A 25,999-nucleotide genomic window follows, 5' to 3' on the forward strand; every position below is an offset into this window, starting at 1 on the left:
ACAAAACCTGTTTTGCATAAAATCTTGATTGAACAAAAGCAATCAAGTGTTTAGTTGAATGAAAATACGCATCAAATTGACCGCACTTTGAAGTGAAAACTTAAAGTGATTGAAAACATTTGAGGTTGTATAGTTAAGTGACTAAGCGTACAAGGTGGATGCCTTGGCAATCAGAGGCGAAGAAGGACGTGCTAATCTGCGAAAAGCTTGGATGAGTCGATAAGAGGCGTTTAATCCAAGATATCCGAATGGGGAAACCCAGTAGATGAAGAATCTACTATCAACAAGTGAATTCATAGCTTGTTGAGGCAAACCGGGAGAACTGAAACATCTAAGTACCCCGAGGAAAAGAAATCAACCGAGATTTCGTCAGTAGCGGCGAGCGAAAGCGAAAGAGCCAGTAAGTGATAACAGTATGGTTAGGAGAATGTGTTGGGAAGCACAATCAAAGAGGGTGATAATCCCGTATCTAAAAACCATATTGTGGTACTAAGCTAACGAGAAGTAGGGCGGGACACGTGATATCCTGTTTGAAGAAGGGGGGACCATCCTCCAAGGCTAAATACTCCTGATTGACCGATAGTGAACCAGTACTGTGAAGGAAAGGCGAAAAGAACCCCGGTGAGGGGAGTGAAATAGAACCTGAAACCTTGTACGTACAAGCAGTGGGAGCCCCATCACTTAATCCGATTGGAAGGTGATGAAAAGCAACCGCACTTAAACAATGGTAAGAGGAGCGAAGCGAGTCAAACCACCCAAAAGAAGCAGTGGGATTAAGTGATGGGGTGACTGCGTACCTTTTGTATAATGGGTCAGCGACTTATATTTTGTAGCGAGGTTAACCGAATAGGGGAGCCGAAGGGAAACCGAGTCTTAACTGGGCGAATAGTTGCAAGGTATAGACCCGAAACCCGGTGATCTAGCCATGGGCAGGTTGAAGGTTGGGTAACACTAACTGGAGGACCGAACCGACTAATGTTGAAAAATTAGCGGATGACTTGTGGCTGGGGGTGAAAGGCCAATCAAACCGGGAGATAGCTGGTTCTCCCCGAAATCTATTTAGGTAGAGCCTTGAGGTGACACCTTTGGGGGTAGAGCACTGTTTCGGCTAGGGGTCCATCCCGGATTACCAACCCGATGCAAACTACGAATACCAAAGAGTGATACTCAGGAGACACACGGCGGGTGCTAACGTCCGTCGTGGAGAGGGAAACAACCCAGACCGCCAGCTAAGGTCCCCAAGTCTATATTAAGTGGGAAACGAAGTGGGAAGGCTTAGACAGCTAGGATGTTGGCTTAGAAGCAGCCATCATTTAAAGAAAGCGTAATAGCTCACTAGTCGAGTCGGCCTGCGCGGAAGATGTAACGGGGCTGAAATATAGCACCGAAGCTGCGGCATCAGGCGTATCACTAATACGCCTTACGATTAACAAGCTAGAATGGCGCGAAGCGGCATGAAAGGTTGTTCAAGCAACCCGAACGTTGAGTCGGGGTATTTTTGAAGTAAGGATTATTAGTGATACGCCTGTTGGGTAGGGGAGCGTTGTGTAAGCGGATGAAGGTTAATCGAGAGGTTAGCTGGACGTATCACAAGTGCGAATGCTGACATAAGTAACGATAAAACGGGTGAAAAACCCGTTCGCCGGAAGACCAAGGGTTCCTGTCCAACGTTAATCGGGGCAGGGTGAGTCGGCTCCTAAGGCGAGGCTGAAAAGCGTAGTCGATGGGAAACAGGTTAATATTCCTGTACTTGGTAAAGCTGCGATGTGGGGACGGAGTAGGTTAGGTTATCGCACTGTTGGATATGTGCGTTTAAGTTGGTAGGTGGGAAGTTTAGGCAAATCCGGACTTCCTTAACACAGAGAGATGATGACGAGGCTCTACGGAGCTGAAGTAACTGATACCACACTTCCAGGAAAAGCCACTAAGCGAAAGGCTTTACTAAACCGTACTGAAAACCGACACAGGTGGTCAGGTAGAGAATACTCAGGCGCTTGAGAGAACTCGGGTGAAGGAACTAGGCAAAATAGCACCGTAACTTCGGGAGAAGGTGCGCCGGCGTAGATTGTAGTCCCTAGCGGGCGAAGGTTGAACCGGTCGAAGATACCAGCTGGCTGCAACTGTTTATTAAAAACACAGCACTCTGCAAACACGAAAGTGGACGTATAGGGTGTGATGCCTGCCCGGTGCTGGAAGGTTAATTGATGGTGTCATCGCAAGAGAAGCACCTGATCGAAGCCCCAGTAAACGGCGGCCGTAACTATAACGGTCCTAAGGTAGCGAAATTCCTTGTCGGGTAAGTTCCGACCTGCACGAATGGCATAATGATGGCCAGGCTGTCTCCACCCGAGACTCAGTGAAATTGAAATCGCCGTGAAGATGCGGTGTACCCGCGGCTAGACGGAAAGACCCCGTGAACCTTTACTATAGCTTGACACTGAACATTGAATTTTGATGTGTAGGATAGGTGGGAGCCTTTGAAGCAGTGACGCCAGTCATTGTGGAGGCGACCTTGAAATACCACCCTTTAACGTTTGATGTTCTAACGAAGATGACGAAACGTGGTCTCGGACAGTGTCTGGTGGGTAGTTTGACTGGGGCGGTCTCCTCCCAAAGCGTAACGGAGGAGCACGAAGGTTTGCTAATCACGGTCGGACATCGTGAGGTTAGTGCAATGGTATAAGCAAGCTTAACTGCGAGACAGACAAGTCGAGCAGGTACGAAAGTAGGTCATAGTGATCCGGTGGTTCTGAATGGAAGGGCCATCGCTCAACGGATAAAAGGTACTCCGGGGATAACAGGCTGATACCGCCCAAGAGTTCATATCGACGGCGGTGTTTGGCACCTCGATGTCGGCTCATCACATCCTGGGGCTGAAGTAGGTCCCAAGGGTATGGCTGTTCGCCATTTAAAGTGGTACGCGAGCTGGGTTTAGAACGTCGTGAGACAGTTCGGTCCCTATCTGCCGTGGGCGTTGGATGATTGATTGGGGCTGCTCCTAGTACGAGAGGACCGGAGTGGACGCATCACTGGTGTTCCAGTTGTCTCGCCAGAGGCATTGCTGGGTAGCTAAATGCGGAAGAGATAAGTGCTGAAAGCATCTAAGCACGAAACTTGCCAAGAGATGAGTCATCCCTGACTTTAAGTCAGTAAGGGTTGTTGTAGACTACGACGTAGATAGGTCAGGTGTGTAAGTGTAGTGATACATTGAGCTAACAGATACTAATTGCCCGAGAGGCTTAACTATACAACGCTCAAGTGTTTTTGGGAGCTAAGTGAAGTAAGAGATGAAAAGCGAAGCAAATAAAAGTAGAGCGGAAACCGAAGTAAAAGACTAAACAAAGAAAAGTAAATATAGAAGACTTAATAGAGAGAAAATTGAGTTCAGCTTGTGACCAATAAGAACGAGTGAAAGGTAGAGGAAAGACTGAGTAACGAGAGATAAAAGAGACGAGAGATAAAAGAGAAAAGACGAGTTATCAAAGAATTATCCTGGCGGCGATAGTGCGGTGGAACCACCTGAGACCATACCGAACTCAGAAGTGAAACGCTGTAATGCCGATGGTAGTGTGGGGTTTCCCCATGTGAGAGTAGGGCACCGCCAGGTTAGCAAATACATAAATAGAATAAAGCAGAGTAGAATAAAAGATAAGAACCCCCAGTCGAAAGGCTGGGGGTTTTTCTATCTTTAAATTTCAAAAAATTAGTAAAACAGTATTTGTGTTTACCGATTACTCAATAGCAATACTGGGCAGAGACGGGGATACCTCTTGTCCTTACACCAGTACCTTATTTACTAAGATAGAATAAAAAATAATCAATTTACTCTCATTATAATGAACTTAAAGCAGGAGAAAAGTGTATGCTTATCCCAATTTTTGAAAATGGTAAGAAAATATATCAAGATAGCTCTGGTAATAAGTACCAGTATGATTTAACCAATTCAATGGATCAATTCTCTTATTCTACAGATCTCAGTGCACAAATGCGTGATAAATCATCTATTACGGCAACACGAAATCCAAATGGAGGGGGAATTTATGAGTAATTTCTTTAATTCTTTATTTTCTGATAAAGGAGAAATTAAAGGTATTGATAATCAATATTCTGTATCTGAAATCGTAGATATTCTTAAGGAAGAAGGTTATTCTATTAATGTAATACAAGATAATTTTTTGGTGTTTAGATTACAAGGTACGAATGTTGTAGTTGTTCCCCATGATGGAGGTGATATTCAATTTTTTATCATGTATGACGATGATGAGAACCGCTTTTCATTAAGAAAAGTGAATAAAATAAATATTGATTATAGACTCGGAAAATTTTATTTAACAGATGATGATAAATTAGGAATCGAGCTTCTTTTGCGCAATGATGGTAATGGTGTAACTAAGTCTCAAATTATTCAAGGACTATCAGATATTTCTTTATTAAATGGATTAGCTAAGAAAGAATTTTGGTAAGTTATTAGTTCCATATCCTAAGATCAAATCAAATATGCTGCAGGTTATTTTACATCTGTCTTAGAGGGAATTAAAAAAGTCTCCCAAATTCGAGTATTAATCTAAGCCCCATTTGGGGCTTTTCTACACATTCTTTCTTAGCTGTGCTATAATCCCGCTAAAATTCTACCCTTAAAAACAAGAGAAATTATGACCGCACTTAATGTATTAATTTATCCTGATGATCACTTAAAGGTTGTCTGTGAGCCTGTTACTGAAGTTAATGATGCAATTCGTAAAATTGTTGATGATATGTTTGATACGATGTATCAAGAGAAAGGTATTGGTTTAGCTGCACCTCAGGTGGATATTTTGCAACGTATTATTACTATTGATGTTGAAGGCGATAAACAGAATCAGTTTGTTTTGATTAACCCTGAAATTTTGGCTTCAGAAGGCGAAACGGGAATTGAAGAGGGGTGTTTATCCATTCCAGGGTTCCGTGCGTTGGTTCCTCGTAAAGAAAAAGTGACAGTGAGAGCGTTAGATCGTGATGGTAAAGAATTTACTTTAGATGCGGATGGTTTGCTTGCGATCTGTATTCAGCACGAGATCGATCATCTTAATGGAATTTTATTTGTTGATTATCTTTCTCCACTTAAACGCCAACGTATTAAAGAAAAGTTGATTAAATACAAGAAGCAGATTGCGAAAAGCTAAAACGTAGGGTGGGCTTTAGCCCAGCAATCATTTCAAAAAACGGTGGGCTTAAGCCCACCCTACTTCCTTTTTCCTATCAATTACCATAACGTAGGACATTATGAAATCACTTAATATTATTTTTGCGGGTACGCCAGATTTTGCTGCACAGCATTTACAAGCCATTCTAAATTCTCAACATAACGTGATCGCTGTTTATACGCAATCTGATAAACCAGCTGGTCGCGGTAAGAAATTGCAAGCAAGTCCTGTCAAGCAACTTGCTGAGCAAAATAACATTCCCGTTTATCAACCTAAATCCTTACGTAAAGAAGAAGCACAGTCTGAATTAAAAGCGTTAAATGCAGATGTAATGGTTGTTGTCGCTTATGGATTAATTTTACCGAAAGCTGTATTAGATGCCCCTCGTTTAGGTTGTTTGAATGTGCATGGTTCTATTCTTCCACGTTGGCGAGGTGCAGCACCAATTCAGCGTTCAATTTGGGCTGGCGATGTACAAACGGGTGTAACCATTATGCAAATGGATGAAGGTTTAGATACAGGCGATATGTTACATAAAGTCTATTGTGATATTTTACCGACTGAAACTTCAACGAGTCTTTATAACAAACTGGCAGAGCTTGCTCCATCAGTATTAATCGATGTTTTAGATAATCTTGAAAACAGTAAATTTATAGCGGAAAAACAAGATGGCAGCCAAAGTAATTATGCAGAAAAACTTTCCAAAGAAGAGGCACAATTAGATTGGTCACTTCCTGCAATGCAACTTGAGCGTAATATCCGCGCTTTTAATCCTTGGCCAATTGCCTATTTTTCAACAGAAGACAAGGATGGCAATGCACAAACTTTAAAAGTGTATCAAGCGGAAGTGTTGCCTCATCAAGATAAACCAGCGGGAACTATTTTAAGTGCGGATAAAAATGGCATTCAAATTGCGACTGTCGATGGCGTCTTAAACTTATTGCAATTACAACCTGCAGGTAAAAAGCCTATGTCTGCACAAGATTTATTAAATGGCCGTGCAGAATGGTTTACTATTGGTAAGGTGCTTGCATAATGAAAAAATTTTCTTCTAAAACTATCAAAGTAAAAAATTCAGTAAAAATGACCGCACTTTCGACCAGGGCTATTGCAGCAAACTTAATTTTGCAAGCATTGGATGAAGGTAAATCCTTGTCGGCGTTAATTCCAGAAGTGCAACTTTCTGTAAAAGCCCAAGATTTGCCCTTGCTACAAGAAATTTGTTTTGGCGTGTGTCGAGTATTGCCTCGCTTAGAGCAAATTATCAAACGTCTTGTGGATAAGCCGCTTAAAGGTAAAACTCGCATTGTTCATTGCCTGTTACTTGTAGGGTTATACCAATTGCTTTATATGCGAGTGCCTGCTCATGCGGCAGTTGATGAAGTTGTGAACGCAACAAAATCATTAAAATCTGATAGTTTTAGAGGATTAGTGAATGCGGTTTTGCGTAGATTTTTACGTGAACAAGATGAAATTTTGGCAATTATCGATAAAAATTGGCAAACGCTTCATCCTGAATGGTTCGTGAATAAATTAAAAAAAGCCTATCCGAATTGGCGTGAGATCATTGAGGCGAACAATCAGAAACCACCAATGTGGCTACGTGTGAATTCACAAAAAAATGCCCTCGAAACTTACCGCACTTTACTTGAGGAACAAGGTATTTCTGCAAAAACAAGTCACCATCCTAATGCGCTATGTTTAGATATACCGATTGCGGTGCAAAAATTACCGCACTTTGAAGAAGGTGCTGTAACGGTACAAGATTTGAGTGCGCAATGGGCGGCAATGTTGCTTGAGCCTAAAAATGAGGAATGGATCCTTGATGCTTGCGCTGCACCCGGTGGTAAGACGACCCATATTTTAGAACTGGCACCTCAAGCTAATGTGATTGCATTAGATGTAGAATCTCATCGCTTAAAACGAGTAGAAGAAAATCTTGCACGTTTAAATCAGCAAGCGATAGTGGTTTGCGGCGATGCGAGTAAACCTGACGAATGGTTAGCTGAAATTGGTAAAAGTGCGGTGAAATTTGACCGAATTTTACTTGATGCACCTTGTTCTGCTACAGGGGTAATTCGACGCCACCCCGATATAAAATGGTTACGCAAAGAAACCGATATCGCTCAGCTTGTCGAATTACAGAAGAAAATCCTGAGTGCACTTTGGGAAAAACTGAAGCCAAACGGTGTTTTGCTTTATGCGACTTGTTCTGTATTGCCAGAAGAAAATTGCGAACAAATCCAAGCATTTTTAAATGCTCACGCAGATGCGGAGTTATTGCCATTACCTGTTAGTGATGATAAAAGTGCGGTGGGTTTTCAATTCATTCCGCAACCAAATAGTGGCGATGGGTTCTATTATGCTAAATTGCTTAAACGAGCATAAAGGAGAGCGATAATGAAAATCATCATTTTGGGTGCAGGTCAGGTAGGAACGACGCTTGCAGAAAACTTAGTCAGTGAAGATAACGATATTACCTTAGTGGATAATGAATCTCCTCAGTTACAAACATTGCAAGAAAAGCACGATTTGCGTGTGGTACAAGGCTCTCCATCATCTCCAAAAGTGCTTCGTGACGCAGGCGCGGCAGATGCCGATTTAATGGTTGCCGTGACAGCCTCCGATGAAATCAATATGGTCGCTTGCCAAATGGGCTATACATTATTTAATACGCCAACGCGAATTGCACGTATCCGTAATTCAGAATATTTACGTGAAAAAGACAAGTTGTTCAACAATGAAAATATACCTATTGATCATTTAATTTCGCCTGAAAATCTTGTCACTGATGAAATTACGCGTTTAATTGCTTATCCAGGCGCATTACAAGTTGCCCATTTTGCCAATAATCGTATTAGTATTGTTGTAGTGAAAGCTTATTATGGGGGGGCTTTGGTTGGATATGCACTTTCCGCATTTCGCGAACATATGCCACATATTGATTGTCGTATTATGTCTATTTTACGTAATGGCAAACCGATTCGTCCACAAGGCTCAACCATTGTAGAAGCTGGCGATGAAATCACGTTTATTTGCGCTACTGAACATATTAAGGCGGTAATGGGAGAGTTACAACGTTTGGAGAAACCTTATAAGCGAGTAATGATTGTTGGTGGAGGAAATGTTGCTTTTGGCGTAGCAAAACGTTTGGAAAATTCTTGTACTGTAAAGCTTATTGAACGAGATTCAAACAGAGCGCAAGCCTTAGCAGAAAAGTTGCCAAAAACGTTAGTATTTAATGGAGATGCCTCAGACCAAAACTTGCTTTTTGAAGAACATATTGAAAGTGTGGATGTATTTCTTTCATTAAGTAGCGACGATGAAGCGAATATTATGTCAGCTTTGTTAGCCAAGCGTTTAGGTGCGAAAAAAGCAATGGTACTGATTCAACGGATTGCTTATATTAATCTTATTCAGGGAGGCACGATTGATATTGCGGTTTCTCCACAACAAGTAACGATTTCTGCTTTGTTAGGTCACGTGCGTAAAGGCGATGTAAAAAATGTGGCAACATTACGACATGGCATTGCCGAAGCCATTGAAATTGTTGCACACGGTAATGTGAATACTTCAAATATAGTAGGGCGAAAAATTGGTGAGTTGCGTTTGCCGATGGGAACCATTATTGGTGCTTTATTACGAGGGAATGATGTAATTATTGCTCGTCGTCAAGTGATTATTGAAGAAGGCGATCATATAGTGATTTATTTAAGTGATAAGAAAAATGTGCCAGAAATTGAGAAATTATTCCAACCAAGCGCATTCTTTATTTAGTTTTTTTACTTTTCAGAGTGATTTATTATAATAGTCGCTCTTTTTATGTAATTTTTGAAGGGGAACATTATTATGAATTTTATTAAAGAATTTCGCGAATTTGCAATGCGTGGCAATGTCGTAGATATGGCTATCGGTGTGATTATTGGTAGCGCATTTGGCAAGATCGTAAGTTCACTTGTTAGTGATATTTTTACGCCCGTGTTGGGGATTTTAACTGGTGGTATTGATTTCAAAGACATGAAATTTGTATTAGCACAAGCACAAGGCGATGTTCCTGCTGTTACTTTAAATTATGGTTTGTTTATTCAAAATGTGATTGATTTTATTATTATTGCTTTTGCAATCTTTATGATGATCAAAGTAATCAATAAGGTAAGAAAACCAGAGGAGAAAAAAACTGCACCAAAGGCAGAAACATTGCTTACTGAAATCCGTGATTTATTAAAGAATAAATAATATTTAAAGAATGAAAGTTAGCAGAAATGCTGACTTTTTTTATTACTATTTTTTAAGCTATAATCAGCCCTCAATTTTAGGGAAATAAAATGGAAAAATATAATAAACTTCGCATTGAATGGGATTGTCGCCGAGGAATGTTAGAGTTAGATAAAATCATAATGCCTTTTTATTTGAAGCATTTTGATGAATTAACAGATGACAAAAAAGATATATTTATTCGTTTATTAGCAAGTACAGATCTGCAGCTGTTTTCTTGGTTTTTTAATCGTGGTAAATCATCAGATTCAGAAATTCAATCTATGGTAGAGTATATCCAAAACGTACAAAAAATCACAACTAATTAAAATTATTAAGATACGTATGAACTTTTTTCACACACCTGTGTCTGAGATTGCAGCAAGAGCTTGCTGTCTTGAATATTAAGGCGTGTTAGATATTGGCATAGGAGAAATATGGCTGAACAGCTAACAGATCAGGCTTTGGTAGAAAGAGTGCAGCAAGGGGATAAGAAAGCCTTCAATTTGTTGGTTTCGCGTTATCAGAATAAAGTGGCGGGGCTTTTGACTCGCTATGTATCACGTAACGATATTCCTGATGTGGTGCAAGAATCCTTTATAAAAGCTTATCGCTCAATTGAATCTTTTCGTGGCGAAAGTGCTTTCTATACATGGCTTTATCGAATTGCCGTTAATACGGCAAAAAATTATTTAACGGCTCAAGGTCGCCGTCCACCAAATGAAGATATTTTGGCAGAAGATGCTGAAAATTATGATGTGGGTACGCACTTGCGGGATGTGGATACACCCGAAAATGAAATGTTGTCTAGTGAGTTAGAAAGAATTGTTTTTGATACTATTCATAACTTACCAGAAGATTTAAAAACCGCGATTACGTTACGAGAGCTAGAAGGTTTAAGTTACGAAGAGATTGCAGAAATTATGGATTGTCCTGTTGGTACGGTTCGTTCCCGAATCTTCCGAGCAAGGGAAATGATCGAAAATAAAATTCAACCTCTAATGTAGAGCGAATAAAAATTGGAGTTTACTATGCAAAAAGAGCAGCTTTCAGCCTATATGGATGGCGAACAAGTCAAAACTGACTTGACAGATGCTTTATTAAGAGACGAAGAATTACAAGCGTCTTGGCATTCATTTCATACCGTTCGTTCAGTAATGCGTAAAGAAAGTGCGGTCTTTTTAGGGGGGGATTTTACCGCTAAAATGGCAGATTTGATTGAGTTAGAAGACGTGAAGAAAGTCGATGTCATTGCGGTGTCTCAACCTGAACCAGAAGATGCACATAATTCTGCATTTATGCAAAAATTAAAGGCATTTTTTGCGCCAATGACGCAAGTTGCTGTTGCTGCTGGTGTATGTTTAGTGGCAGTACTTGGTGTTCAATCTTTCAATAGTAAAAACGAAGCGTCTAATTTACCTGAGGCTCCAGTATTGCAAACCTTGCCATTTAATAATGCGGTTCAAGAGGTTAGCTATAATGCGCCAAGTAAAGATACATTGACTTCAGATCAGCTTGAGAAAAAAAGTCGTCGTATTGGTGCAATGTTGCAAAACTATGAATTGCAACGTCGTATGCACTCTGATGCTAGCAGTCAAGTAAGATAAATTGGTTTCCTTTGTTCAGATTATTGATTCACCACCTAATTGTTATTTAGTGTGGTGAATTTTTATCCTTTAGATTTCTATGAAAAAAATCGCATTAAAATTTACCGCACTTTCTCTTTCTTTGCTATTAAGTAGCATTGCTTCTGCTGAAGAGCTTTCTGCGAAGCAGTCTTTAGATAAAATGACACAAGCATTGGATAATCTCAATTATGAAATTGCCTTTGTGCAAACTACTCCAGCAAATATGGATTCATTTCGTTATCGACATATCAAACAAGATAACAAAACCTACGCACAATTAGTTACTTTAGATGGTCGCCAGCAAGAAATTATTCAACGTGATAATTTAGTCAGTTATTTTCAGCCAAATGCTCAAGCATTTACGCTTAATAGTGGCAATATAGTTGATGCGATGCCTGCGGTTGTGCGTGCAAATTTTGATAAGCTTTCTTCTGATTATGATTTCGTAAAATTAGGTAAAGATCGCGTTGCTGGGCGTTTCGCTGATACGATTAGAATTGTTCCTAAAGATGATTTTCGGTATCAATATTTGGTGTTTATCGATGAAGAAAATGGCTTGTTATTACGCAGTGATATGCTTGATCGCGAAGGCAAGCTACTTGATCAATTTAGAGTTGTAACACTTTACATCGATGACAGATTGAGAGGATTAACGGATTATATTAACAAGGTATCATTGCCCCCTTTATTGAAAGAAAGTAAAAATGAACAAAGTTCAGATATAACTTGGTCTGCAGGTTGGTTGCCACAAGGTTTTTCTTTAATTCGATATACTCAAGAAATATTAGAAAATGAAATCATAGATAGCGCATTATATAGTGATGGCTTATTTACTTTTACGTTGTTTGTCTCTAATGTAAGCTCTAATGACCTACCAGAAAATACTTGGAAACAAGGGGCTTATACGATTTATAGCGAGGTCATCGGAGGAAAAGAAATTACTTTTATTGGGCAATTACCAATCTCGACGGCAAAACGCATTGTACAAGAAGTCAAATTTAGATAAAAAGTGCGGTAATTTTTTACGATATTTTTATCAATAACTGATTTTGAGTTAGGCATTGACTAAGATTCGCACGTTTTTACGTGCGAATTTTTATTTTCTTAATTTTATTAATTCTACTTGGTGATTGTGACCTTTTTTTAGAATTAGATTTGCTCGCTCACGAGTTGGAAGAATATTTTGATTAAGGTTTAACCCGTTAATTTCATCCCAAATTTTACTAGCGGTGGTAATGGATTCTTCTTTCGATAAATTGGCATAATGTTTAAAGTAAGAATTAGGATCGTTGAATGCGCTTTCGCGGAATTTCAGAAACCGTTTGATATACCATTCTTTCAATAATTTTTCTTCTGCATCAACATAAATAGAGAAATCAACAAAATCTGATACGAATGTTTGATTGGTTTTATTATTACCTGTTTGAAGTACATTCAAGCCCTCTAAAATAAGAATGTCAGGTTTATTTATCACATTAAATTTATCAGGAATAATATCATAGGTTAAATGCGAATAGATTGGTGCTTCCACCTCAGTTTTGCCAGATTTCACATCAGCTAAAAAATGAATAAGTTTGGGCGTATCATAAGAAATAGGGAAACCTTTTTTGTGTAAAAGATGATCTTTTTTTAGTTTTTCTAATGGATATAAAAAACCATCAGTAGTTATAAGATCTACTTTGCGCTCCGCTGGCCAATGGGAAAGAAGTGATTGGAGTATTCGTGCTGAAGTGCTTTTCCCTACCGCTACGCTACCTGCAATGCTAATGATATAAGGTACTTTTGTTTTATTACGCCCTAAAAAACGGTGTAAAACAGCTTGTCTGCGAAGGTTTTCGTCAATGTAATAATTAATTAAACGAGCTAATGGTAAATAAATCATACTGACTTCATCCAAAGATAGCTCTTCATTAAAACCTAAAAGCGGTTTAAGATCTTGTTCTGTAAGTTTTAGGGGGACAGATTTACGCAATTCTGCCCATTGTTTGCGGTTAAAACTTAAAAAAGGGGTTAGATTCATTGAGATATTATTGAGTCAAATAGACAATTGGAGAAAAATATACGCTATAAATAAAAATTTAGCATTCATTTTTCATTAAATGTGCACTAATTTGATTAAAAAATCACTTTTTTGATTGTGATTTAAACGAATAATCAAAAAAATAAACTTTTTTATAAAAAATACTTGTCAGTTAAAGTTTTTTCCATATAATACGCCTCACTTGCTTACGACACGCCGACTTAGCTCAGTAGGTAGAGCAACTGACTTGTAATCAGTAGGTCATCAGTTCGATTCCGATAGTCGGCACCATTCTTTCGTATCAAGTATTCATTTAGTGTGGAGGGGTTCCCGAGCGGCCAAAGGGGGCAGACTGTAAATCTGTTGGCTCAGCCTTCGAAGGTTCGAATCCTTCTCCCTCCACCATCTTTTAGATGGATCCTGATGGGACAGACGAATTTAGGACTTGCGGGCATCGTATAATGGCTATTACCTTAGCCTTCCAAGCTAATGATGCGGGTTCGATTCCCGCTGCCCGCTCCAGACGCTGATATAGCTCAGTTGGTAGAGTGCACCCTTGGTAAGGGTGAGGTCGGCGGTTCAAATCCGCCTATCAGCACCAGTCTTATAATTCCTCATCCTTATATCAATCAGCAAATAAATTTATTGGTTAATGTGGTTTAATTTACCCATCGATAACCGTGTCTATTTAGAGGGACTATTTCAATGTCTAAAGAAAAATTTGAACGTACAAAACCGCACGTAAACGTGGGTACAATCGGCCACGTTGACCACGGTAAAACAACTTTAACAGCAGCAATCACAACCGTATTAGCAAAACACTACGGTGGTGCAGCGCGTGCATTTGACCAAATTGATAACGCGCCAGAAGAAAAAGCGCGTGGTATTACCATCAACACTTCACACGTTGAATACGATACACCGACTCGCCACTACGCACACGTAGACTGTCCGGGACACGCCGACTATGTTAAAAATATGATTACTGGTGCGGCTCAAATGGATGGTGCTATTTTAGTAGTAGCAGCAACAGATGGTCCTATGCCACAAACTCGTGAACACATCTTATTAGGTCGCCAAGTAGGTGTTCCATACATCATCGTATTCTTAAACAAATGCGACATGGTAGATGACGAAGAGTTATTAGAATTAGTAGAAATGGAAGTTCGTGAACTTCTATCTCAATATGACTTCCCAGGTGACGATACACCAATCGTACGTGGTTCAGCATTACAAGCGTTAAACGGCGTAGCAGAATGGGAAGAAAAAATCCTTGAGTTAGCAAACCACTTAGATACTTATATTCCAGAACCAGAACGTGCGATTGACCAACCGTTCCTTCTTCCAATCGAAGATGTGTTCTCAATCTCAGGTCGTGGTACTGTAGTAACAGGTCGTGTAGAACGTGGTATCATCCGTACAGGTGATGAAGTAGAAATCGTCGGTATCAAAGATACAGCGAAAACTACTGTAACTGGTGTTGAAATGTTCCGTAAATTACTTGACGAAGGTCGTGCAGGTGAAAACATCGGTGCATTATTACGTGGTACCAAACGTGAAGAAATCGAACGTGGTCAAGTATTAGCGAAACCAGGTTCAATCACACCACACACTGACTTCGAATCAGAAGTGTACGTATTATCAAAAGATGAAGGTGGTCGTCATACTCCATTCTTCAAAGGTTACCGTCCACAATTCTATTTCCGTACAACAGACGTGACTGGTACTATCGAATTACCAGAAGGCGTGGAAATGGTAATGCCAGGGGATAACATCAAGATGACAGTAAGCTTAATCCACCCAATCGCGATGGATCAAGGTTTACGTTTCGCAATCCGTGAAGGTGGCCGTACAGTAGGTGCAGGCGTTGTTGCGAAAATCATCAAATAATAGATGAACTCTTGAATGTCTTAAAGATAAAAGACAGAAGAAGTAAAAAGAAAAGTGCGGAGAAAATTCTCCGCATTTTTTTATTCTATATCTGATACTTTGCTTGAGTATTTACTAAATTATTTGATTTTTATAGTGATAGCTGTGGTAAATAATTTTCAGTGATTCCAACAAGTTCTTCTATTGATATTAATTTTATCTTGCTGCTTTGAGGTAAAAGTGCGGTGAGATTTCTTGCTAAAATATCTTGTTTTAATATCATGCAATTCCCTTTACATTTGGCAAAATAATCAGGATATTTTATTGCCAATAACACACCGTCTTGCCACAGTACTACCGCATCTTTTTCTGTAATATATGAAAAATAGTCATCGAGTTCAGTTTTGGGATAATCTGATTGAGAAAATGTATAAAGCATAATATTCCTTAGAAAGTAAACAATTTTTCTGCTTGATTAAGCTTTTCTAGCAATAAAGAGCGGTTAATTTTTTCACAAGATAGGATAAGTTCTCTATTATCTAATTTAAATTTCTGCAAAGACGCTGTGCAGATAAAGCGTTGTTCTACATCATATAAATCTAATAATTTAAAGGTTCTAATGAAATCTTTTTGTTGAATGATTTCGGGTTGTTGGTTATCGATAAGATTTAATACGCCATCATTGATAAAAAATATCCCAATATCATTGGGTTCACAAAAAGCTGTCGCGGCAAGAATTGCATCTAAGCCTTCTCGTGAAATGGATGTGCCATGTGGAGATGTGCGAAATAAAAAGGCTATCTTCATAGGGTTATTACTCGATCTGCGTTTAAACTTGCTGCTATAAATTCTCCAAGACCTGCAATTATAAATCCCTCTGCAAGATTGTAGTGAGCTGTAGTTGGTGTAGTTAAGTTATCAACAACACCTCGTCTTTGAGATGCCGCAACACATAAATGCAAAGGAACATTGTGGGTGATGGAAAACATTTGCCAATGTTTTTGTAAATTAACTTCATCATTGGCTGGATACACTAATGCATTTCCGTTACTCACTCCATCTTGAAAGAAAAAAATCTGTGAGATTTCGTGTCCTTTTTTGATTAAGGCATCTGCAAATTGATAAGCTAAAAATGCCCCTTGTTTTCCGTAAATAGGGCTTTTGACGGCGATAACATAGCGCATTATTCTTGCTCTTGTTTGATTTGGCGGATGTACAGGTAAACCGTATGTCGGGAAATATCTAAGCGTTCTGCGACTAAATTAATCGCATCTTTAATATCAAAAATGCCTTTTTCGTAAAGAGAAAGGACGATTTGTCGGTTTTTAGTATTATTGGCAACAGCGCGATCCGTATTGACTTCTTCTATTGTTTTTTCAATAGTCTGCGCAACCAAGTCTTCCACTGAATTCGCAAAGTTCACTGAAGATGTTTCATTCGTATGCTCCGTTGGCATAAAGCATTGCAAAAATTGAGACATGGGTACATCTAAATTGATATTGATGCAAAGCAAACCAATAATACGTTGAGTTTTATTACGAATGGCAATAGTAACTGATTTCATCAGTACGCTGCCTTTTGCTCGTGTAAAATAAGGCTTTGAAACACTTTCGCTTTGCATATTTCGGAGCGAACGTAAGGCAAGATCGGTGATTGGCGAACCAACTTGCCGATTAGTGTTATGTCCGTTGGCAATACAAATAGCAGAATGTTCAATATTTTCCAGAGAATGAAGCACTATTTCGCAGTGCTCGCCAATCAGCGCGCTGACACCATCAACGACTGCTTTGTAGGAATTTATGATAGCCTGATCTTCATCAGTGAAAGGATATTTATCGTTTAATGTCATAGCGTTAGGTTAAAAGTGCGGTAAAAATTCCGCTCGTTTTTTATAATAAAAAGCACGCGTTAAAGAACGCGCGCTATTAAACTTATCCATTATTTTTCAGATTTCGGATTGACGTCCAATACTTCCACATCAAAAATTAATGTTGAATTTGGTGGAATAGATGCACCAGCACCTTGTTCGCCATAGCCTAATTCAGGTGCAATAACTAATTGAATTTTTCCGCCTTTTTTCACTAATTGAAGACCTTCAGTCCAGCCTTTAATTACTTGATCAAGTTGGAATTCTACAGGTTGTCCGCGCTCGACAGAGCTATCAAATACTTTTCCATTTGGTAATTTACCCGTGTAATGTACTTTAACGGTATCCGTTGATTTGATTGTATCGCCTTTACCTGCACTTTCAATTTTATACATTAAACCAGATTGCGTCGTTTTTACATCTTTCCCTTTAGCAAATTCAGCACGGAATTTATCGCCTTCTTCTTTTGCTTGTTTAGCAATCGCTTCTGCTTTTGCTTTTGATGCAGCCACTAATTTTGCTTCAATAGATTCTAAGGTTTTTTGGATTTTTTCATCTTTACGAACATCCACTTTGCCTTCTAAAGCATCTTTTAAGCCATCTAAAATACGCGCATTATCATATTTAATGACTTCTTTGTGGGAATCAACAAGATCTTTCATTTGACTGCCCATTAACGTACCTACTGCATAAGATGCCGCTTTCTCATCGAATGTGTTATCTTCTGCAAAAACTTGGCCAGAAATCACCGCACTTACCATTAATGCTGCAATAGATAATTTTTGAATTTTTAACATATAAGTTAATCCTTTATAATGAATGGAATAATACAGGGAATAGATTAAATGGCTTTCTATCTATTCTCAACTTTTTTTTAGAATTTAGAGAAAATTTATGCAAATTCAACAAATGTTAGAAAATCGCATCGAAGAACTTGAAATGAAAATTGCATTTCAGGAACAGTTATTAGATGAATTAAATCACGCTTTAGTTCAACAGCAATTTGATATAGATAAAATGCAAGTCCAATTGCGTTATATGGCAAATAAATTAAAAGACTTTCAACCGTCTAACATTGCAAGTCAATCTGAAGAAACGCCACCGCCCCATTATTGATTTTTGCAATAAATTCGTACAAATGAAAAGGGCGCTTAATGCGCCCTTTAAATTACATTCTCAAATAATAATCAGCTAAATACTTGCCTGCTTATGCAAAGTATTTTTCCAAATCGTCGCTACCGCCAATGTGTTTACCACCGATAAACACTTGTGGAACAGTAGCACGACCTGAAACTGCACGTACGCTCACGATTGTTGCATCGTGACCTAATATGATTTCTTCAAAGCTTAAGCCTTTATCGTGTAAAAGTTGTTTTGCTTTTGCACAGAAAGGACAGCCAGGTTTTGTAAAGATTGAAATAGACTCTTGCACTTGGTGTTGTGGTGCAAGGTATTTCAACATAGTGTCAGCATCGGATACTTTGAACGGATCGCCTGGTTCGTTTGGTTCGATAAACATTTTTTCAACTACGCCGTTTTTCACAAGCATAGAATAACGCCATGAACGTTTACCGAAGCCTAAATCTTCTTTACCAACTAACATACCCATGCCTTCGGTAAATTCACCATTACCATCTGGAATGAAAGTGATGTTTTCAGATTTTTCATCTTCTTTCCATGCGTTCATTACGAAAGTATCATTTACAGATACAACAAGAATATCGTCTACACCGTATTTTTTGAATACTGGCGCTAATTCGTTGTAACGTGGTAAGTGTGATGATGAGCAAGTTGGAGTGAATGCGCCCGGTAATGAGAACACGATCACTGTTTTGTTATCAAATAACTCTGAGGTAGTTACATCAACCCATTTATCACCCTGACGAGTGCGGAATGTCACTTGAGGGACTTTTTTTCCTTCCATACTAGACATTGTTTTTTCTCCTATTGGTTGTTAATTTAAATTTTACGTGCTGTATTATAGGGAAAATTATGATATAGTCATAATCAATTAATTCTATTCTTTTAATTGAATTTTTCTATAGGGAAAATCTCATGAATATCCGTGATCTAGAATATCTTGTTGCCTTATCTGAATATAAACATTTCCGCCGTGCTGCCGATTCTTGTAATGTGAGTCAACCAACATTAAGTGGGCAAATTCGTAAGTTAGAAGATGAGCTTGGTATTATTTTGTTAGAACGTACTAGCCGTAAAGTGTTGTTTACTCAATCTGGGATGTTATTGGTTGATCAGGCTCGTACAGTTCTTCGAGAAGTAAAATTATTGAAAGAAATGGCGAGTAATCAAGGTAAAGAAATGACCGGGCCATTACACATCGGTTTAATTCCAACGGTTGGTCCTTATTTGCTCCCTTATATTGTGCCAATGTTAAAAGCGGCATTCCCTGATTTAGAAGTGTTTCTTTATGAAGCGCAAACGCATCAATTATTAGAACAATTGGAAACGGGGCGTTTAGATTGTGCTATCGTTGCCACTGTTCCAGAAACTGAGGCTTTTATTGAAGTACCTATTTTCAACGAGAAAATGTTACTCGCCGTATCAGAGCATCATCCTTGGGCTCAAGAAAGTAAACTTCCAATGAACCAATTAAATGGTCAAGAAATGTTAATGCTTGATGATGGTCATTGTTTGCGTAATCAAGCGCTAGATTATTGCTTCACTGCTGGTGCAAAAGAAAATTCCCATTTCCAAGCAACTAGTCTTGAAACTTTGCGCAATATGGTGGCAGCGAATGCTGGTATCACTTTTATGCCTGAATTAGCGGTACTGAATGAAGGTACGCGCAAAGGTGTGAAATATATTCCTTGTTATTCGCCAGAGCCATCACGCACCATTGCGTTGGTTTATCGTCCTGGTTCGCCATTACGTAATCGTTATGAGCGTGTGGCAAGTGCGGTCAGCGATGAAGTTAAATCTATTCTAGATGGGTTGAAATAATGGCTGGTGTTCGTGCTGTTCAAAAAGAAAAGACTCGTCGCGCTTTAGTGGATGCAGCATTTAATCAACTTAGCGCAGAAAAAAGTTTTTCTAATTTAAGTTTACGAGAAGTGGCGCGCGAGGCTGGTATTGCGCCTACCTCTTTCTATCGCCATTTTAGTGATATGGATGAACTTGGCTTAGAAATGGTGGATGAAGCAGGTTTGATGTTGCGCCAATTAATGCGTCAAGCGCGTAAACGTATTGATGCGGGCGGTAGTGTTATTTCTGTTTCTGTGGATACATTTTTTGAATTTATTACTAATAGCACGAACGTTTTTCGCTTGTTATTACGCGAAAGTTCAGGCACTTCTCAAGCTTTTCGTACTGCGGCAGCACGCGAAATTAAGCATTTTGTTGATGAGTTAGCAGAATATATTTCCTACAAACATCAATATTCGCAATATGTTGCTTATGTTCAAGCGGAAGGCATCGTAACAATCGTATTCACTGCAGGGGCGAATGCTTTAGATATGAGTAAAGCTGAGCGTGAGCAACTTAAAGCTCGTGTGATTTTGCAGTTGAGAATGCTTGCAAAAGGTGCTGATTTTGCAGCGAATAAGGAAAGAGGCAAGTAAGATAGTTTATATCTAGCCTATTAGTTTTCTCTTTGTGCTTAGGTATTTGCTATCTTTTATTCTTCCAAGTTATTTTTCATACCAAATTTTATTTATATAAAGGGTAATAAATCCTGATGGCGTTTCTACCCGCACTTCGTCGTCTAATGTTTTTCCGATTAAAGCTCGAGCAACTGGGGAATCAATGGATATCCAATTTTTCGCAGGGGCAAATTCATCACAACCGACGATACGGTATTGCTTAATTTCACCTTCTTCATTTTCTAATTCCACCCACGCACCGAAGAAAACTTTTCCCTCTTGCTTTGGGTTGTAATCGACAATTTGTAGCACTTCCAATCTTTTAGTTAAAAAACGCACGCGGCGATCAATTTCACGTAAACGACGTTTACCATAAATATATTCGGCATTTTCGCTACGATCGCCTAGCGCAGCTGCATCTGAAACGGCTTGAGTGACTTTTGGGCGTTCTTCTTTCCACAAAAACTTGAGTTCTTGGTCAAGCACAAGCCAGCCTTGACGGGTAATATAATTTGATTTTGCCATAATAAAAATAAAAGAAAGTTTTTTGAATTATATTTGAGCCAGCCCACTAAAACCAGTATTCTATCTTCGTTTTTTTATAATAAAGAAGTACGACAATGTTAAATCAACAAATTAGCCAAATTATTGCGGCAGAATTAACCGTTCAACCCCAACAAATTCTTGCTGCCATTCAATTATTAGATGATGGCAACACCATTCCATTTATCGCCCGTTATCGTAAAGAAGCCACAGGGGGCTTAGATGACACCCAGCTTCGCCATTTTGAAACCCGTTTAATTTATTTACGTGAATTAGAAGAACGTCGTCAAACCATCTTGAAATCTATTGAAGAGCAAGGAAAATTGACCGATGAATTGCGTGACAAAATTCATGCGACACAAAGCAAAACCGAATTAGAAGATTTATATTTGCCGTACAAACCTAAACGTCGCACCAAAGGGCAAATTGCCATTGAAGCTGGTCTTGAGCCATTGGCTAATTTACTTTGGAATGAGCCAAAAAATGATCCAGAATCAACCGCACTTTCCTTTGTGGATGCTGATAAAGGCGTGACAGACACCAAAGTAGCCCTTGATGGTGCACGCTATATTTTAATGGAACGTTTTGCTGAAGATGCAGGTTTATTAGCGAAAGTTCGTGATTATTTAGCAAAAAATGCCGTTATCGTATCAAAAGTGATCGAAGGCAAAGAAACGGAAGGCGCAAAATTCCAAGATTATTTCGATCATCAAGAATTATTGAAAAATGTGCCTTCTCATCGTGCATTGGCTATGTTCCGTGGACGTAATGAGGGCATTTTACAATTAAGTTTAAATGCTGATCCTGATGCGGAAGAAGGAAGTCGCCAAAGCTATTGTGAAGAGATTATTCGTGATTATTTAGATGTGCGTTTCACGGGACAGCCAGCAGATAAATGGCGTGAGCAAGTGATTGCGTGGACGTGGAAAATCAAAGTTTCGTTGCATTTAGAAACGGAATTAATGGCAAGTTTACGTGAAAAAGCGGAAGAAGAAGCCATTGATGTTTTCGCTCGAAATCTGACCGCACTTTTAATGGCGGCACCGGCTGGTGCGAAAAGTACTATGGGCTTGGACCCAGGCTTACGTACAGGTGTTAAAGTCGCGGTGGTGGATAACACAGGTAAATTATTAGATACCACTACCATTTATCCACACACGGGGCGTGAAGCTGAAGCACAAGTGGCGATTTTCAGCTTAATCCGCAAACATAACGTGGAATTAATTGCCATTGGTAATGGTACGGCTTCTCGTGAAACAGAACGTTTTGCGAAAGACGTGATTAAAGAAATTAAAGAAAATAAGCCACAAACCGTTGTGGTGAGTGAAGCTGGCGCGTCCGTTTATTCAGCTTCTGAATTTGCGGCAAATGAATTCCCGAATTTAGATGTATTTTTACGTGGTGCGGTATCAATTGCGCGTCGTTTACAAGATCCATTGGCAGAATTAGTGAAAATCGAACCGAAAGCCATTGGTGTAGGGCAATATCAACATGATGTAAACCAAACCCAACTTGCACGTAAACTCGATGCAGTAGTGGAAGACTGTGTAAACGCAGTAGGTGTGGATTTGAATACGGCATCCGCACCATTGCTCGCTCGCGTGGCTGGAATGACGAAAACCTTAGCGCAAAACATTGTGGTATATCGTGATGAAAATGGTCGTTTTGAAAGTCGTAGCGAATTGAAAAAAGTGCCACGTTTAGGGCCAAAAGCCTTTGAGCAATGTGCAGGCTTTATGCGTATTGCTGAAGGGAAAAATCCACTTGATGCTTCAGGTGTTCACCCAGAAGCTTATCCTGTGGTCGAAAAAATTTTGCAAGCTACCGCGCAATCTATTCAAGATTTAATGGGTAATGCGGGTGTGGTACGTCAGCTTGATGCAAAACAATTCATTGATGAGCAATTTGGTTTACCGACCGTCCAAGATATTTTCAAAGAGTTGGAAAAACCAGGGCGTGATCCACGTGGCGAGTTCAAAACCGCTGTATTTGCTGAGGGCGTGGAAGAAATAACGGATTTAAAATCTGGAATGATTTTAGAAGGAACAGTGACTAATGTAACTAATTTTGGCGCATTTGTGGATATTGGTGTTCATCAAGATGGTTTAGTGCATATTTCATCATTAAGCGATAAATTCGTGGAAGATCCCCTCCAAGTGGTAAAAACAGGCAACATTGTAAAAGTCAAAGTGTTAGAAGTGGATGTGCTGCGTAAACGCATTGCATTGACGATGCGATTAGATGAAAGTGCGGTCAAAAATGATAGCAAATCTGACCGCACTTTATCCGCAAGACCTCGTGGAAATATGCAACGAGAGGCGCGTAATTCAAGAGGTAATAATGCGATGGGCAATGCCTTTGCTGATGCACTAAAAAATTGGAAAAAATAACAAGTTATAGGGCGAAATTATTCGCCCTTTTTTTATCGTTTTCCTTTCCCGAAAAGCATCGCCAAAACGGCGATTTTTTGCTATAATCTCGCCCAATTTTTATTTACAAAAGAATGAGATAAATTATGTCAGAAACGACCAATGATAACTATGGTGCATCGAGCATTAAAGTATTAAAAGGCCTTGATGCGGTGCGTAAACGTCCAGGTATGTATATCGGCGATACCGATGACGGTACTGGTTTGCACCATATGGTATTTGAAGTGGTGGATAATGCCATTGATGAAGCCCTCGCTGGCCATTGTTCCGATATTATCGTGACAATTCACGATGATAATTCTGTATCGGTGCAAGATGATGGGCGCGGGATTCCTGTGGATATTCATCCTGAAGAAGGCGTTTCTGCAGCAGAAGTTATTATGACTGTGCTTCACGCAGGCGGTAAATTTGACGATAACTCTTATAAAGTATCGGGCGGTTTACACGGCGTGGGCGTATCTGTAGTGAATGCGCTTTCTGATAAGTTACAATTAACCATTCGTCGTCAAGGTCACGTTCACGAGCAGTTTTATCATTTAGGGGAGCCTCAATCGCCATTAACAGTGATTGGCGAAACAGAGGCAACGGGGACAACGGTTCGTTTCTGGCCAAGCTCAGATATTTTTGCTATCACAACCTTTGATTACAAAATCTTAGCAAAACGCTTACGTGAGCTTTCTTTCTTGAATTCTGGCGTATCTATTCGTTTAATCGATAAACGTGATGGATCTGAAGATCATTTCCATTATGAAGGCGGTATTCAAGCATTCGTAGAATATTTGAACAAAAATAAAAACCCAATTCATCCAAAGCCATTTTATTTTACCGCTGAGAAAGATGGCATCGGCGTAGAAGTTGCATTGCAGTGGAATGATGGTGTAAATGAAAACGTGTATTGCTTTACCAATAACATTCCTCAACGTGATGGCGGTACTCACTTAGCTGGTTTTCGTGGAGCTTTAACCCGTAGCTTAAATAGCTATATGGAAAACGAAGGCATGCTGAAAAAAGAAAAAGTGGCGACTTCAGGTGATGATGCACGTGAAGGTTTAGTGGCGATTATTTCAGTTAAAGTGCCAGATCCAAAATTCTCATCGCAAACGAAAGACAAACTCGTGTCTTCAGAAGTTAAAAGTGCGGTGGAATCAGCGATGAATGAAAAAATGCAGGAATATTTATTAGAAAATCCTACAGATGCAAAAATCATTGTAAACCAAATTATTATGGCTGCTCGTGCGCGTGAAGCAGCACGTAAAGCGCGTGAAATGACGCGCCGTAAAGGGGCATTAGATATTGCAGGTTTACCAGGTAAACTTGCAGACTGCCAAGAAAAAGATCCTGCACTTTCTGAACTTTACTTGGTGGAGGGGGACTCCGCGGGTGGTTCTGCAAAAGTTGGTCGTGATCGTAAAACTCAAGCAATTTTGCCATTGAAAGGTAAAATATTAAACGTAGAAAAAGCACGTTTCGACAAAATGTTGTCTTCCCAAGAGGTGGGCACATTAATTACTGCTTTAGGTTGTGGTATTGGTCGTGATGAATATAACCCTGATAAATTACGCTATCATCATATTATCATTATGACCGATGCTGATGTGGATGGTTCTCACATACGTACATTGCTTTTAACGTTTTTCTATCGTCAAATGCCTGAGCTGATTGAGCGTGGTTATGTTTACATTGCTCAGCCGCCACTTTACAAAGTGAAAAAAGGAAAACAAGAACGCTACATTAAAGATGCGGATGAAATGGAGCAATATGAATTAACCCTTGCGTTAGATGGCGCAGAATTACATATCAGTGCAAATGCACCAGCAATGAATGCCCTTGTATTTGAAAAATTGGTGGCAGAATATAACAGCGTACAAAAACTTATCGGTCGTTTAAACCGTCATTACCCAACTCCAGTGTTGCAAGGATTAATTTATCAGTCGCCAATTTCTGTTGAAATGATGAAAAACGAAAGTGCGGTTGAAAATTGGGGTAAATCTTTTGTTGAACAACTGACTGCAAAAGAAACAGAAGCGCATCAATATTCAGTGCGTACACAATTTAATGCGGAACGCCAAGTGTATGAAGCGGTGATTACTGTTCGCAAACACGGTATTGATACTGATTATTTCTTGAATTTTGATTTTGTTCACGGCAATGAATACGCGAAAATTGTTTCTCTTAATAAACAACTCAATGGTTTATTAGAAGAGGGTGCTTATGTTATTCGTGGCGAAAAAGTACAACCAGTACGTAGTTTTGAACAAGCCGTTGAATGGCTGGTGAAAGAATCTCGTAAAGGCCTTGAAGTACAACGTTATAAAGGGCTTGGTGAAATGAACGCAGATCAACTTTGGGAAACCACAATGGATCCAAATTCACGTCGTATGTTGAAAGTTTCTATTAAAGATGCTGTTGCAGCAGATCAACTCTTCACGACCTTAATGGGAGATGAAGTTGAGCCACGTCGTGAGTTCATTGAGCTGAATGCGTTAAGAGCAAATCTGGACGTGTAAATTTTCGTCTATTTATATTCATGACTGAAAGGGCATTTAGATGCCCTTTCTTTGTTTATCTTGTTATTTCATATAAGGATTACTATTGGTTTTTTGAACT

25 protein-coding genes, 4 tRNA genes and 2 rRNA genes are annotated in these 25,999 nt (G+C 39.4%); 23 read left to right on the plus strand and 8 right to left on the minus strand.

The annotated features are described in order from the left end of the window. Positions 1-131: 131 nt before the first annotated feature. The 13 genes from AT683_RS02095 to rseB all read left to right on the plus strand — a co-directional run bounded on the left by AT683_RS02095 (position 132) and on the right by rseB (position 12,071). Positions 132-3,247, plus strand: a 23S ribosomal RNA gene (locus AT683_RS02095). Between the two features lie 244 nt (positions 3,248-3,491). Then, positions 3,492-3,607 (plus strand): 5S ribosomal RNA (rrf, locus tag AT683_RS02100). Positions 3,608-3,862: 255 nt separating this feature from the next. Next, positions 3,863-4,048, plus strand: a complete 186-nt coding sequence (locus tag AT683_RS02105; RefSeq protein WP_011272120.1) for a hypothetical protein — start codon at positions 3,863-3,865, stop codon at positions 4,046-4,048. Beyond that, complete coding sequence (locus tag AT683_RS02110) at positions 4,041-4,463, plus strand: YbjN domain-containing protein (RefSeq protein WP_005667551.1); 423 nt, start codon at positions 4,041-4,043, stop codon at positions 4,461-4,463. The genes AT683_RS02105 and AT683_RS02110 overlap by 8 nt, the downstream gene beginning before the upstream one ends. 189 nt (positions 4,464-4,652) lie before the next feature. Beyond that, complete coding sequence (gene def, locus AT683_RS02115) at positions 4,653-5,162, plus strand: peptide deformylase (protein WP_005630900.1); 510 nt, start codon at positions 4,653-4,655, stop codon at positions 5,160-5,162. Positions 5,163-5,262: 100 nt separating this feature from the next. Next, on the plus strand, positions 5,263-6,219 hold the full coding sequence (gene fmt, locus AT683_RS02120) for a methionyl-tRNA formyltransferase (RefSeq protein WP_011272118.1): 957 nt from the start codon (positions 5,263-5,265) through the stop codon (positions 6,217-6,219). Continuing rightward, entirely contained in the window at positions 6,219-7,571 is a 1,353-nt protein-coding gene (rsmB, locus tag AT683_RS02125) for a 16S rRNA (cytosine(967)-C(5))-methyltransferase RsmB (protein WP_011272117.1), read from the plus strand. Before fmt ends, rsmB begins: the two co-directional genes overlap by 1 nt. Positions 7,572-7,583: 12 nt before the next feature. Next, positions 7,584-8,960 carry a Trk system potassium transporter TrkA gene (gene trkA / locus AT683_RS02130; protein ID WP_005655192.1) on the plus strand — a complete coding sequence of 459 codons (1,377 nt, stop codon included), beginning with the start codon at positions 7,584-7,586 and terminating at the stop codon, positions 8,958-8,960. 72 nt (positions 8,961-9,032) lie between these two features. After that, positions 9,033-9,419 carry a large-conductance mechanosensitive channel protein MscL gene (gene mscL / locus AT683_RS02135; protein ID WP_005651263.1) on the plus strand — a complete coding sequence of 129 codons (387 nt, stop codon included), beginning with the start codon at positions 9,033-9,035 and terminating at the stop codon, positions 9,417-9,419. A gap of 89 nt (positions 9,420-9,508) precedes the next feature. Next, positions 9,509-9,766 carry an FAD assembly factor SdhE gene (locus AT683_RS02140; RefSeq protein WP_005672506.1) on the plus strand — a complete coding sequence of 86 codons (258 nt, stop codon included), beginning with the start codon at positions 9,509-9,511 and terminating at the stop codon, positions 9,764-9,766. Positions 9,767-9,874: 108 nt separating this feature from the next. Then, positions 9,875-10,444 (plus strand): RNA polymerase sigma factor RpoE, encoded by a 570-nt coding sequence (gene rpoE / locus AT683_RS02145; RefSeq protein WP_005655198.1) that lies wholly within the window; start codon positions 9,875-9,877, stop codon positions 10,442-10,444. A 24-nt stretch (positions 10,445-10,468) separates the two neighbouring features. After that, the gene (locus AT683_RS02150) at positions 10,469-11,044 is read left to right on the plus strand and encodes a sigma-E factor negative regulatory protein (protein WP_011272116.1); all 576 of its coding nucleotides are present in this window, start codon (positions 10,469-10,471) and stop codon (positions 11,042-11,044) included. Positions 11,045-11,123: 79 nt separating this feature from the next. Continuing rightward, entirely contained in the window at positions 11,124-12,071 is a 948-nt protein-coding gene (gene rseB / locus AT683_RS02155; RefSeq protein ID WP_011272115.1) for a sigma-E factor regulatory protein RseB, read from the plus strand. Positions 12,072-12,161: 90 nt separating this feature from the next. On the opposite strand, the gene coaA is transcribed toward rseB, so the two are convergent. Further along, positions 12,162-13,085: a type I pantothenate kinase gene (gene coaA, locus AT683_RS02160; RefSeq protein ID WP_005655205.1), complete on the minus strand. Its 924-nt coding sequence runs from the start codon at positions 13,083-13,085 to the stop codon at positions 12,162-12,164. Positions 13,086-13,300: 215 nt separating this feature from the next. Between coaA and AT683_RS02165 the strand changes: the two genes are divergently transcribed. The 5 genes from AT683_RS02165 (at position 13,301) to tuf (ending at position 14,975) form a co-directional block, all read left to right on the plus strand. Continuing rightward, positions 13,301-13,376: transfer RNA gene (locus AT683_RS02165), tRNA-Thr, on the plus strand. A 29-nt stretch (positions 13,377-13,405) separates the two neighbouring features. Further along, positions 13,406-13,490: transfer RNA gene (locus AT683_RS02170), tRNA-Tyr, on the plus strand. A gap of 42 nt (positions 13,491-13,532) precedes the next feature. Beyond that, positions 13,533-13,607: transfer RNA gene (locus AT683_RS02175), tRNA-Gly, on the plus strand. Positions 13,608-13,610: 3 nt separating this feature from the next. Further along, a tRNA-Thr gene (locus AT683_RS02180) sits at positions 13,611-13,686 on the plus strand. Between the two features lie 104 nt (positions 13,687-13,790). Next, positions 13,791-14,975 carry an elongation factor Tu gene (gene tuf, locus AT683_RS02185; RefSeq protein ID WP_005667564.1) on the plus strand — a complete coding sequence of 395 codons (1,185 nt, stop codon included), beginning with the start codon at positions 13,791-13,793 and terminating at the stop codon, positions 14,973-14,975. Positions 14,976-15,105: 130 nt separating this feature from the next. On the opposite strand, the gene AT683_RS02190 is transcribed toward tuf, so the two are convergent. The 5 genes from AT683_RS02190 to fkpA form a co-directional block, all read right to left on the minus strand. Further along, on the minus strand, positions 15,106-15,393 hold the full coding sequence (locus AT683_RS02190) for a DsrH/TusB family sulfur relay protein (RefSeq protein ID WP_005649577.1): 288 nt from the start codon (positions 15,391-15,393) through the stop codon (positions 15,106-15,108). A gap of 8 nt (positions 15,394-15,401) precedes the next feature. Continuing rightward, on the minus strand, positions 15,402-15,761 hold the full coding sequence (gene tusC, locus AT683_RS02195) for a sulfurtransferase complex subunit TusC (protein WP_038440499.1): 360 nt from the start codon (positions 15,759-15,761) through the stop codon (positions 15,402-15,404). Continuing rightward, positions 15,758-16,138, minus strand: a complete 381-nt coding sequence (tusD, locus tag AT683_RS02200) for a sulfurtransferase complex subunit TusD (protein ID WP_005660941.1) — start codon at positions 16,136-16,138, stop codon at positions 15,758-15,760. The genes tusC and tusD overlap by 4 nt, the downstream gene beginning before the upstream one ends. Then, a complete protein-coding gene (locus AT683_RS02205) occupies positions 16,138-16,803 on the minus strand; it encodes a helix-turn-helix transcriptional regulator (protein WP_005660943.1) in 666 nt (221 codons plus the stop codon). Before AT683_RS02205 ends, tusD begins: the two co-directional genes overlap by 1 nt. Positions 16,804-16,892: 89 nt before the next feature. Then, the gene (gene fkpA, locus AT683_RS02210) at positions 16,893-17,618 is read right to left on the minus strand and encodes an FKBP-type peptidyl-prolyl cis-trans isomerase (RefSeq protein WP_005657915.1); all 726 of its coding nucleotides are present in this window, start codon (positions 17,616-17,618) and stop codon (positions 16,893-16,895) included. 97 nt (positions 17,619-17,715) lie between these two features. On the opposite strand from fkpA, the gene AT683_RS02215 reads away from it, so the two are divergent. After that, positions 17,716-17,937, plus strand: a complete 222-nt coding sequence (locus AT683_RS02215) for a SlyX family protein (RefSeq protein ID WP_005649565.1) — start codon at positions 17,716-17,718, stop codon at positions 17,935-17,937. A gap of 91 nt (positions 17,938-18,028) precedes the next feature. Here the strand turns inward: AT683_RS02215 and pgdx are convergent, their stop codons facing one another. After that, positions 18,029-18,754, minus strand: coding sequence for a hybrid peroxiredoxin PGdx (pgdx, locus tag AT683_RS02220; RefSeq protein ID WP_005649562.1), 726 nt, complete (start codon positions 18,752-18,754; stop codon positions 18,029-18,031). Between the two features lie 122 nt (positions 18,755-18,876). Here pgdx and oxyR point away from each other — a divergent pair, with 122 nt between their 5' ends. Together oxyR and fabR are read left to right on the plus strand one after the other, a co-directional pair. Continuing rightward, positions 18,877-19,782 carry a DNA-binding transcriptional regulator OxyR gene (oxyR, locus tag AT683_RS02225; protein ID WP_005649559.1) on the plus strand — a complete coding sequence of 302 codons (906 nt, stop codon included), beginning with the start codon at positions 18,877-18,879 and terminating at the stop codon, positions 19,780-19,782. Further along, positions 19,782-20,399: an HTH-type transcriptional repressor FabR gene (gene fabR, locus AT683_RS02230; RefSeq protein WP_005629669.1), complete on the plus strand. Its 618-nt coding sequence runs from the start codon at positions 19,782-19,784 to the stop codon at positions 20,397-20,399. The genes oxyR and fabR overlap by 1 nt, the downstream gene beginning before the upstream one ends. Positions 20,400-20,468: 69 nt before the next feature. Here fabR and greB read toward each other — a convergent pair whose 3' ends face one another. Further along, positions 20,469-20,945, minus strand: a complete 477-nt coding sequence (gene greB / locus AT683_RS02235; protein WP_011272114.1) for a transcription elongation factor GreB — start codon at positions 20,943-20,945, stop codon at positions 20,469-20,471. Between the two features lie 95 nt (positions 20,946-21,040). Between greB and AT683_RS02240 the strand changes: the two genes are divergently transcribed. Continuing rightward, positions 21,041-23,353, plus strand: a complete 2,313-nt coding sequence (locus AT683_RS02240) for a Tex family protein (protein ID WP_038440501.1) — start codon at positions 21,041-21,043, stop codon at positions 23,351-23,353. A 125-nt stretch (positions 23,354-23,478) separates the two neighbouring features. Further along, positions 23,479-25,899, plus strand: coding sequence for a DNA topoisomerase (ATP-hydrolyzing) subunit B (gyrB, locus tag AT683_RS02245; RefSeq protein ID WP_038440502.1), 2,421 nt, complete (start codon positions 23,479-23,481; stop codon positions 25,897-25,899). Positions 25,900-25,999: the final 100 nt, after the last annotated feature.

This window comes from Haemophilus influenzae (genome assembly GCF_001457655.1).
In the GTDB taxonomy this organism is placed as follows: domain Bacteria; phylum Pseudomonadota; class Gammaproteobacteria; order Enterobacterales; family Pasteurellaceae; genus Haemophilus; species Haemophilus influenzae.

What these genes read in the sequence shown, in the direction of transcription:
- trkA (WP_005655192.1), top strand. Translation starts at nt 7,584, where the DNA reads ATGAAAATCATCATTTTGGGTGCAGGTCAGGTAGGAACGACGCTTGCA.
- gyrB (WP_038440502.1), top strand. Translation starts at nt 23,479, where the DNA reads ATGTCAGAAACGACCAATGATAACTATGGTGCATCGAGCATTAAAGTA.
- tuf (WP_005667564.1), top strand. Translation starts at nt 13,791, where the DNA reads ATGTCTAAAGAAAAATTTGAACGTACAAAACCGCACGTAAACGTGGGT.
- oxyR (WP_005649559.1), top strand. Translation starts at nt 18,877, where the DNA reads ATGAATATCCGTGATCTAGAATATCTTGTTGCCTTATCTGAATATAAA.
- AT683_RS02110 (WP_005667551.1), top strand. Translation starts at nt 4,041, where the DNA reads ATGAGTAATTTCTTTAATTCTTTATTTTCTGATAAAGGAGAAATTAAA.
- fmt (WP_011272118.1), top strand. Translation starts at nt 5,263, where the DNA reads ATGAAATCACTTAATATTATTTTTGCGGGTACGCCAGATTTTGCTGCA.
- fabR (WP_005629669.1), top strand. Translation starts at nt 19,782, where the DNA reads ATGGCTGGTGTTCGTGCTGTTCAAAAAGAAAAGACTCGTCGCGCTTTA.
- rsmB (WP_011272117.1), top strand. Translation starts at nt 6,219, where the DNA reads ATGAAAAAATTTTCTTCTAAAACTATCAAAGTAAAAAATTCAGTAAAA.
- AT683_RS02150 (WP_011272116.1), top strand. Translation starts at nt 10,469, where the DNA reads ATGCAAAAAGAGCAGCTTTCAGCCTATATGGATGGCGAACAAGTCAAA.
- AT683_RS02240 (WP_038440501.1), top strand. Translation starts at nt 21,041, where the DNA reads ATGTTAAATCAACAAATTAGCCAAATTATTGCGGCAGAATTAACCGTT.
- AT683_RS02105 (WP_011272120.1), top strand. Translation starts at nt 3,863, where the DNA reads ATGCTTATCCCAATTTTTGAAAATGGTAAGAAAATATATCAAGATAGC.
- def (WP_005630900.1), top strand. Translation starts at nt 4,653, where the DNA reads ATGACCGCACTTAATGTATTAATTTATCCTGATGATCACTTAAAGGTT.
- AT683_RS02140 (WP_005672506.1), top strand. Translation starts at nt 9,509, where the DNA reads ATGGAAAAATATAATAAACTTCGCATTGAATGGGATTGTCGCCGAGGA.
- rpoE (WP_005655198.1), top strand. Translation starts at nt 9,875, where the DNA reads ATGGCTGAACAGCTAACAGATCAGGCTTTGGTAGAAAGAGTGCAGCAA.
- tusD (WP_005660941.1), bottom strand. Translation starts at nt 16,138, where the DNA reads ATGCGCTATGTTATCGCCGTCAAAAGCCCTATTTACGGAAAACAAGGG.
- greB (WP_011272114.1), bottom strand. Translation starts at nt 20,945, where the DNA reads ATGGCAAAATCAAATTATATTACCCGTCAAGGCTGGCTTGTGCTTGAC.
- coaA (WP_005655205.1), bottom strand. Translation starts at nt 13,085, where the DNA reads ATGAATCTAACCCCTTTTTTAAGTTTTAACCGCAAACAATGGGCAGAA.
- mscL (WP_005651263.1), top strand. Translation starts at nt 9,033, where the DNA reads ATGAATTTTATTAAAGAATTTCGCGAATTTGCAATGCGTGGCAATGTC.
- fkpA (WP_005657915.1), bottom strand. Translation starts at nt 17,618, where the DNA reads ATGTTAAAAATTCAAAAATTATCTATTGCAGCATTAATGGTAAGTGCG.
- tusC (WP_038440499.1), bottom strand. Translation starts at nt 15,761, where the DNA reads ATGAAGATAGCCTTTTTATTTCGCACATCTCCACATGGCACATCCATT.
- rseB (WP_011272115.1), top strand. Translation starts at nt 11,124, where the DNA reads ATGAAAAAAATCGCATTAAAATTTACCGCACTTTCTCTTTCTTTGCTA.
- AT683_RS02215 (WP_005649565.1), top strand. Translation starts at nt 17,716, where the DNA reads ATGCAAATTCAACAAATGTTAGAAAATCGCATCGAAGAACTTGAAATG.
- pgdx (WP_005649562.1), bottom strand. Translation starts at nt 18,754, where the DNA reads ATGTCTAGTATGGAAGGAAAAAAAGTCCCTCAAGTGACATTCCGCACT.
- AT683_RS02190 (WP_005649577.1), bottom strand. Translation starts at nt 15,393, where the DNA reads ATGCTTTATACATTTTCTCAATCAGATTATCCCAAAACTGAACTCGAT.
- AT683_RS02205 (WP_005660943.1), bottom strand. Translation starts at nt 16,803, where the DNA reads ATGACATTAAACGATAAATATCCTTTCACTGATGAAGATCAGGCTATC.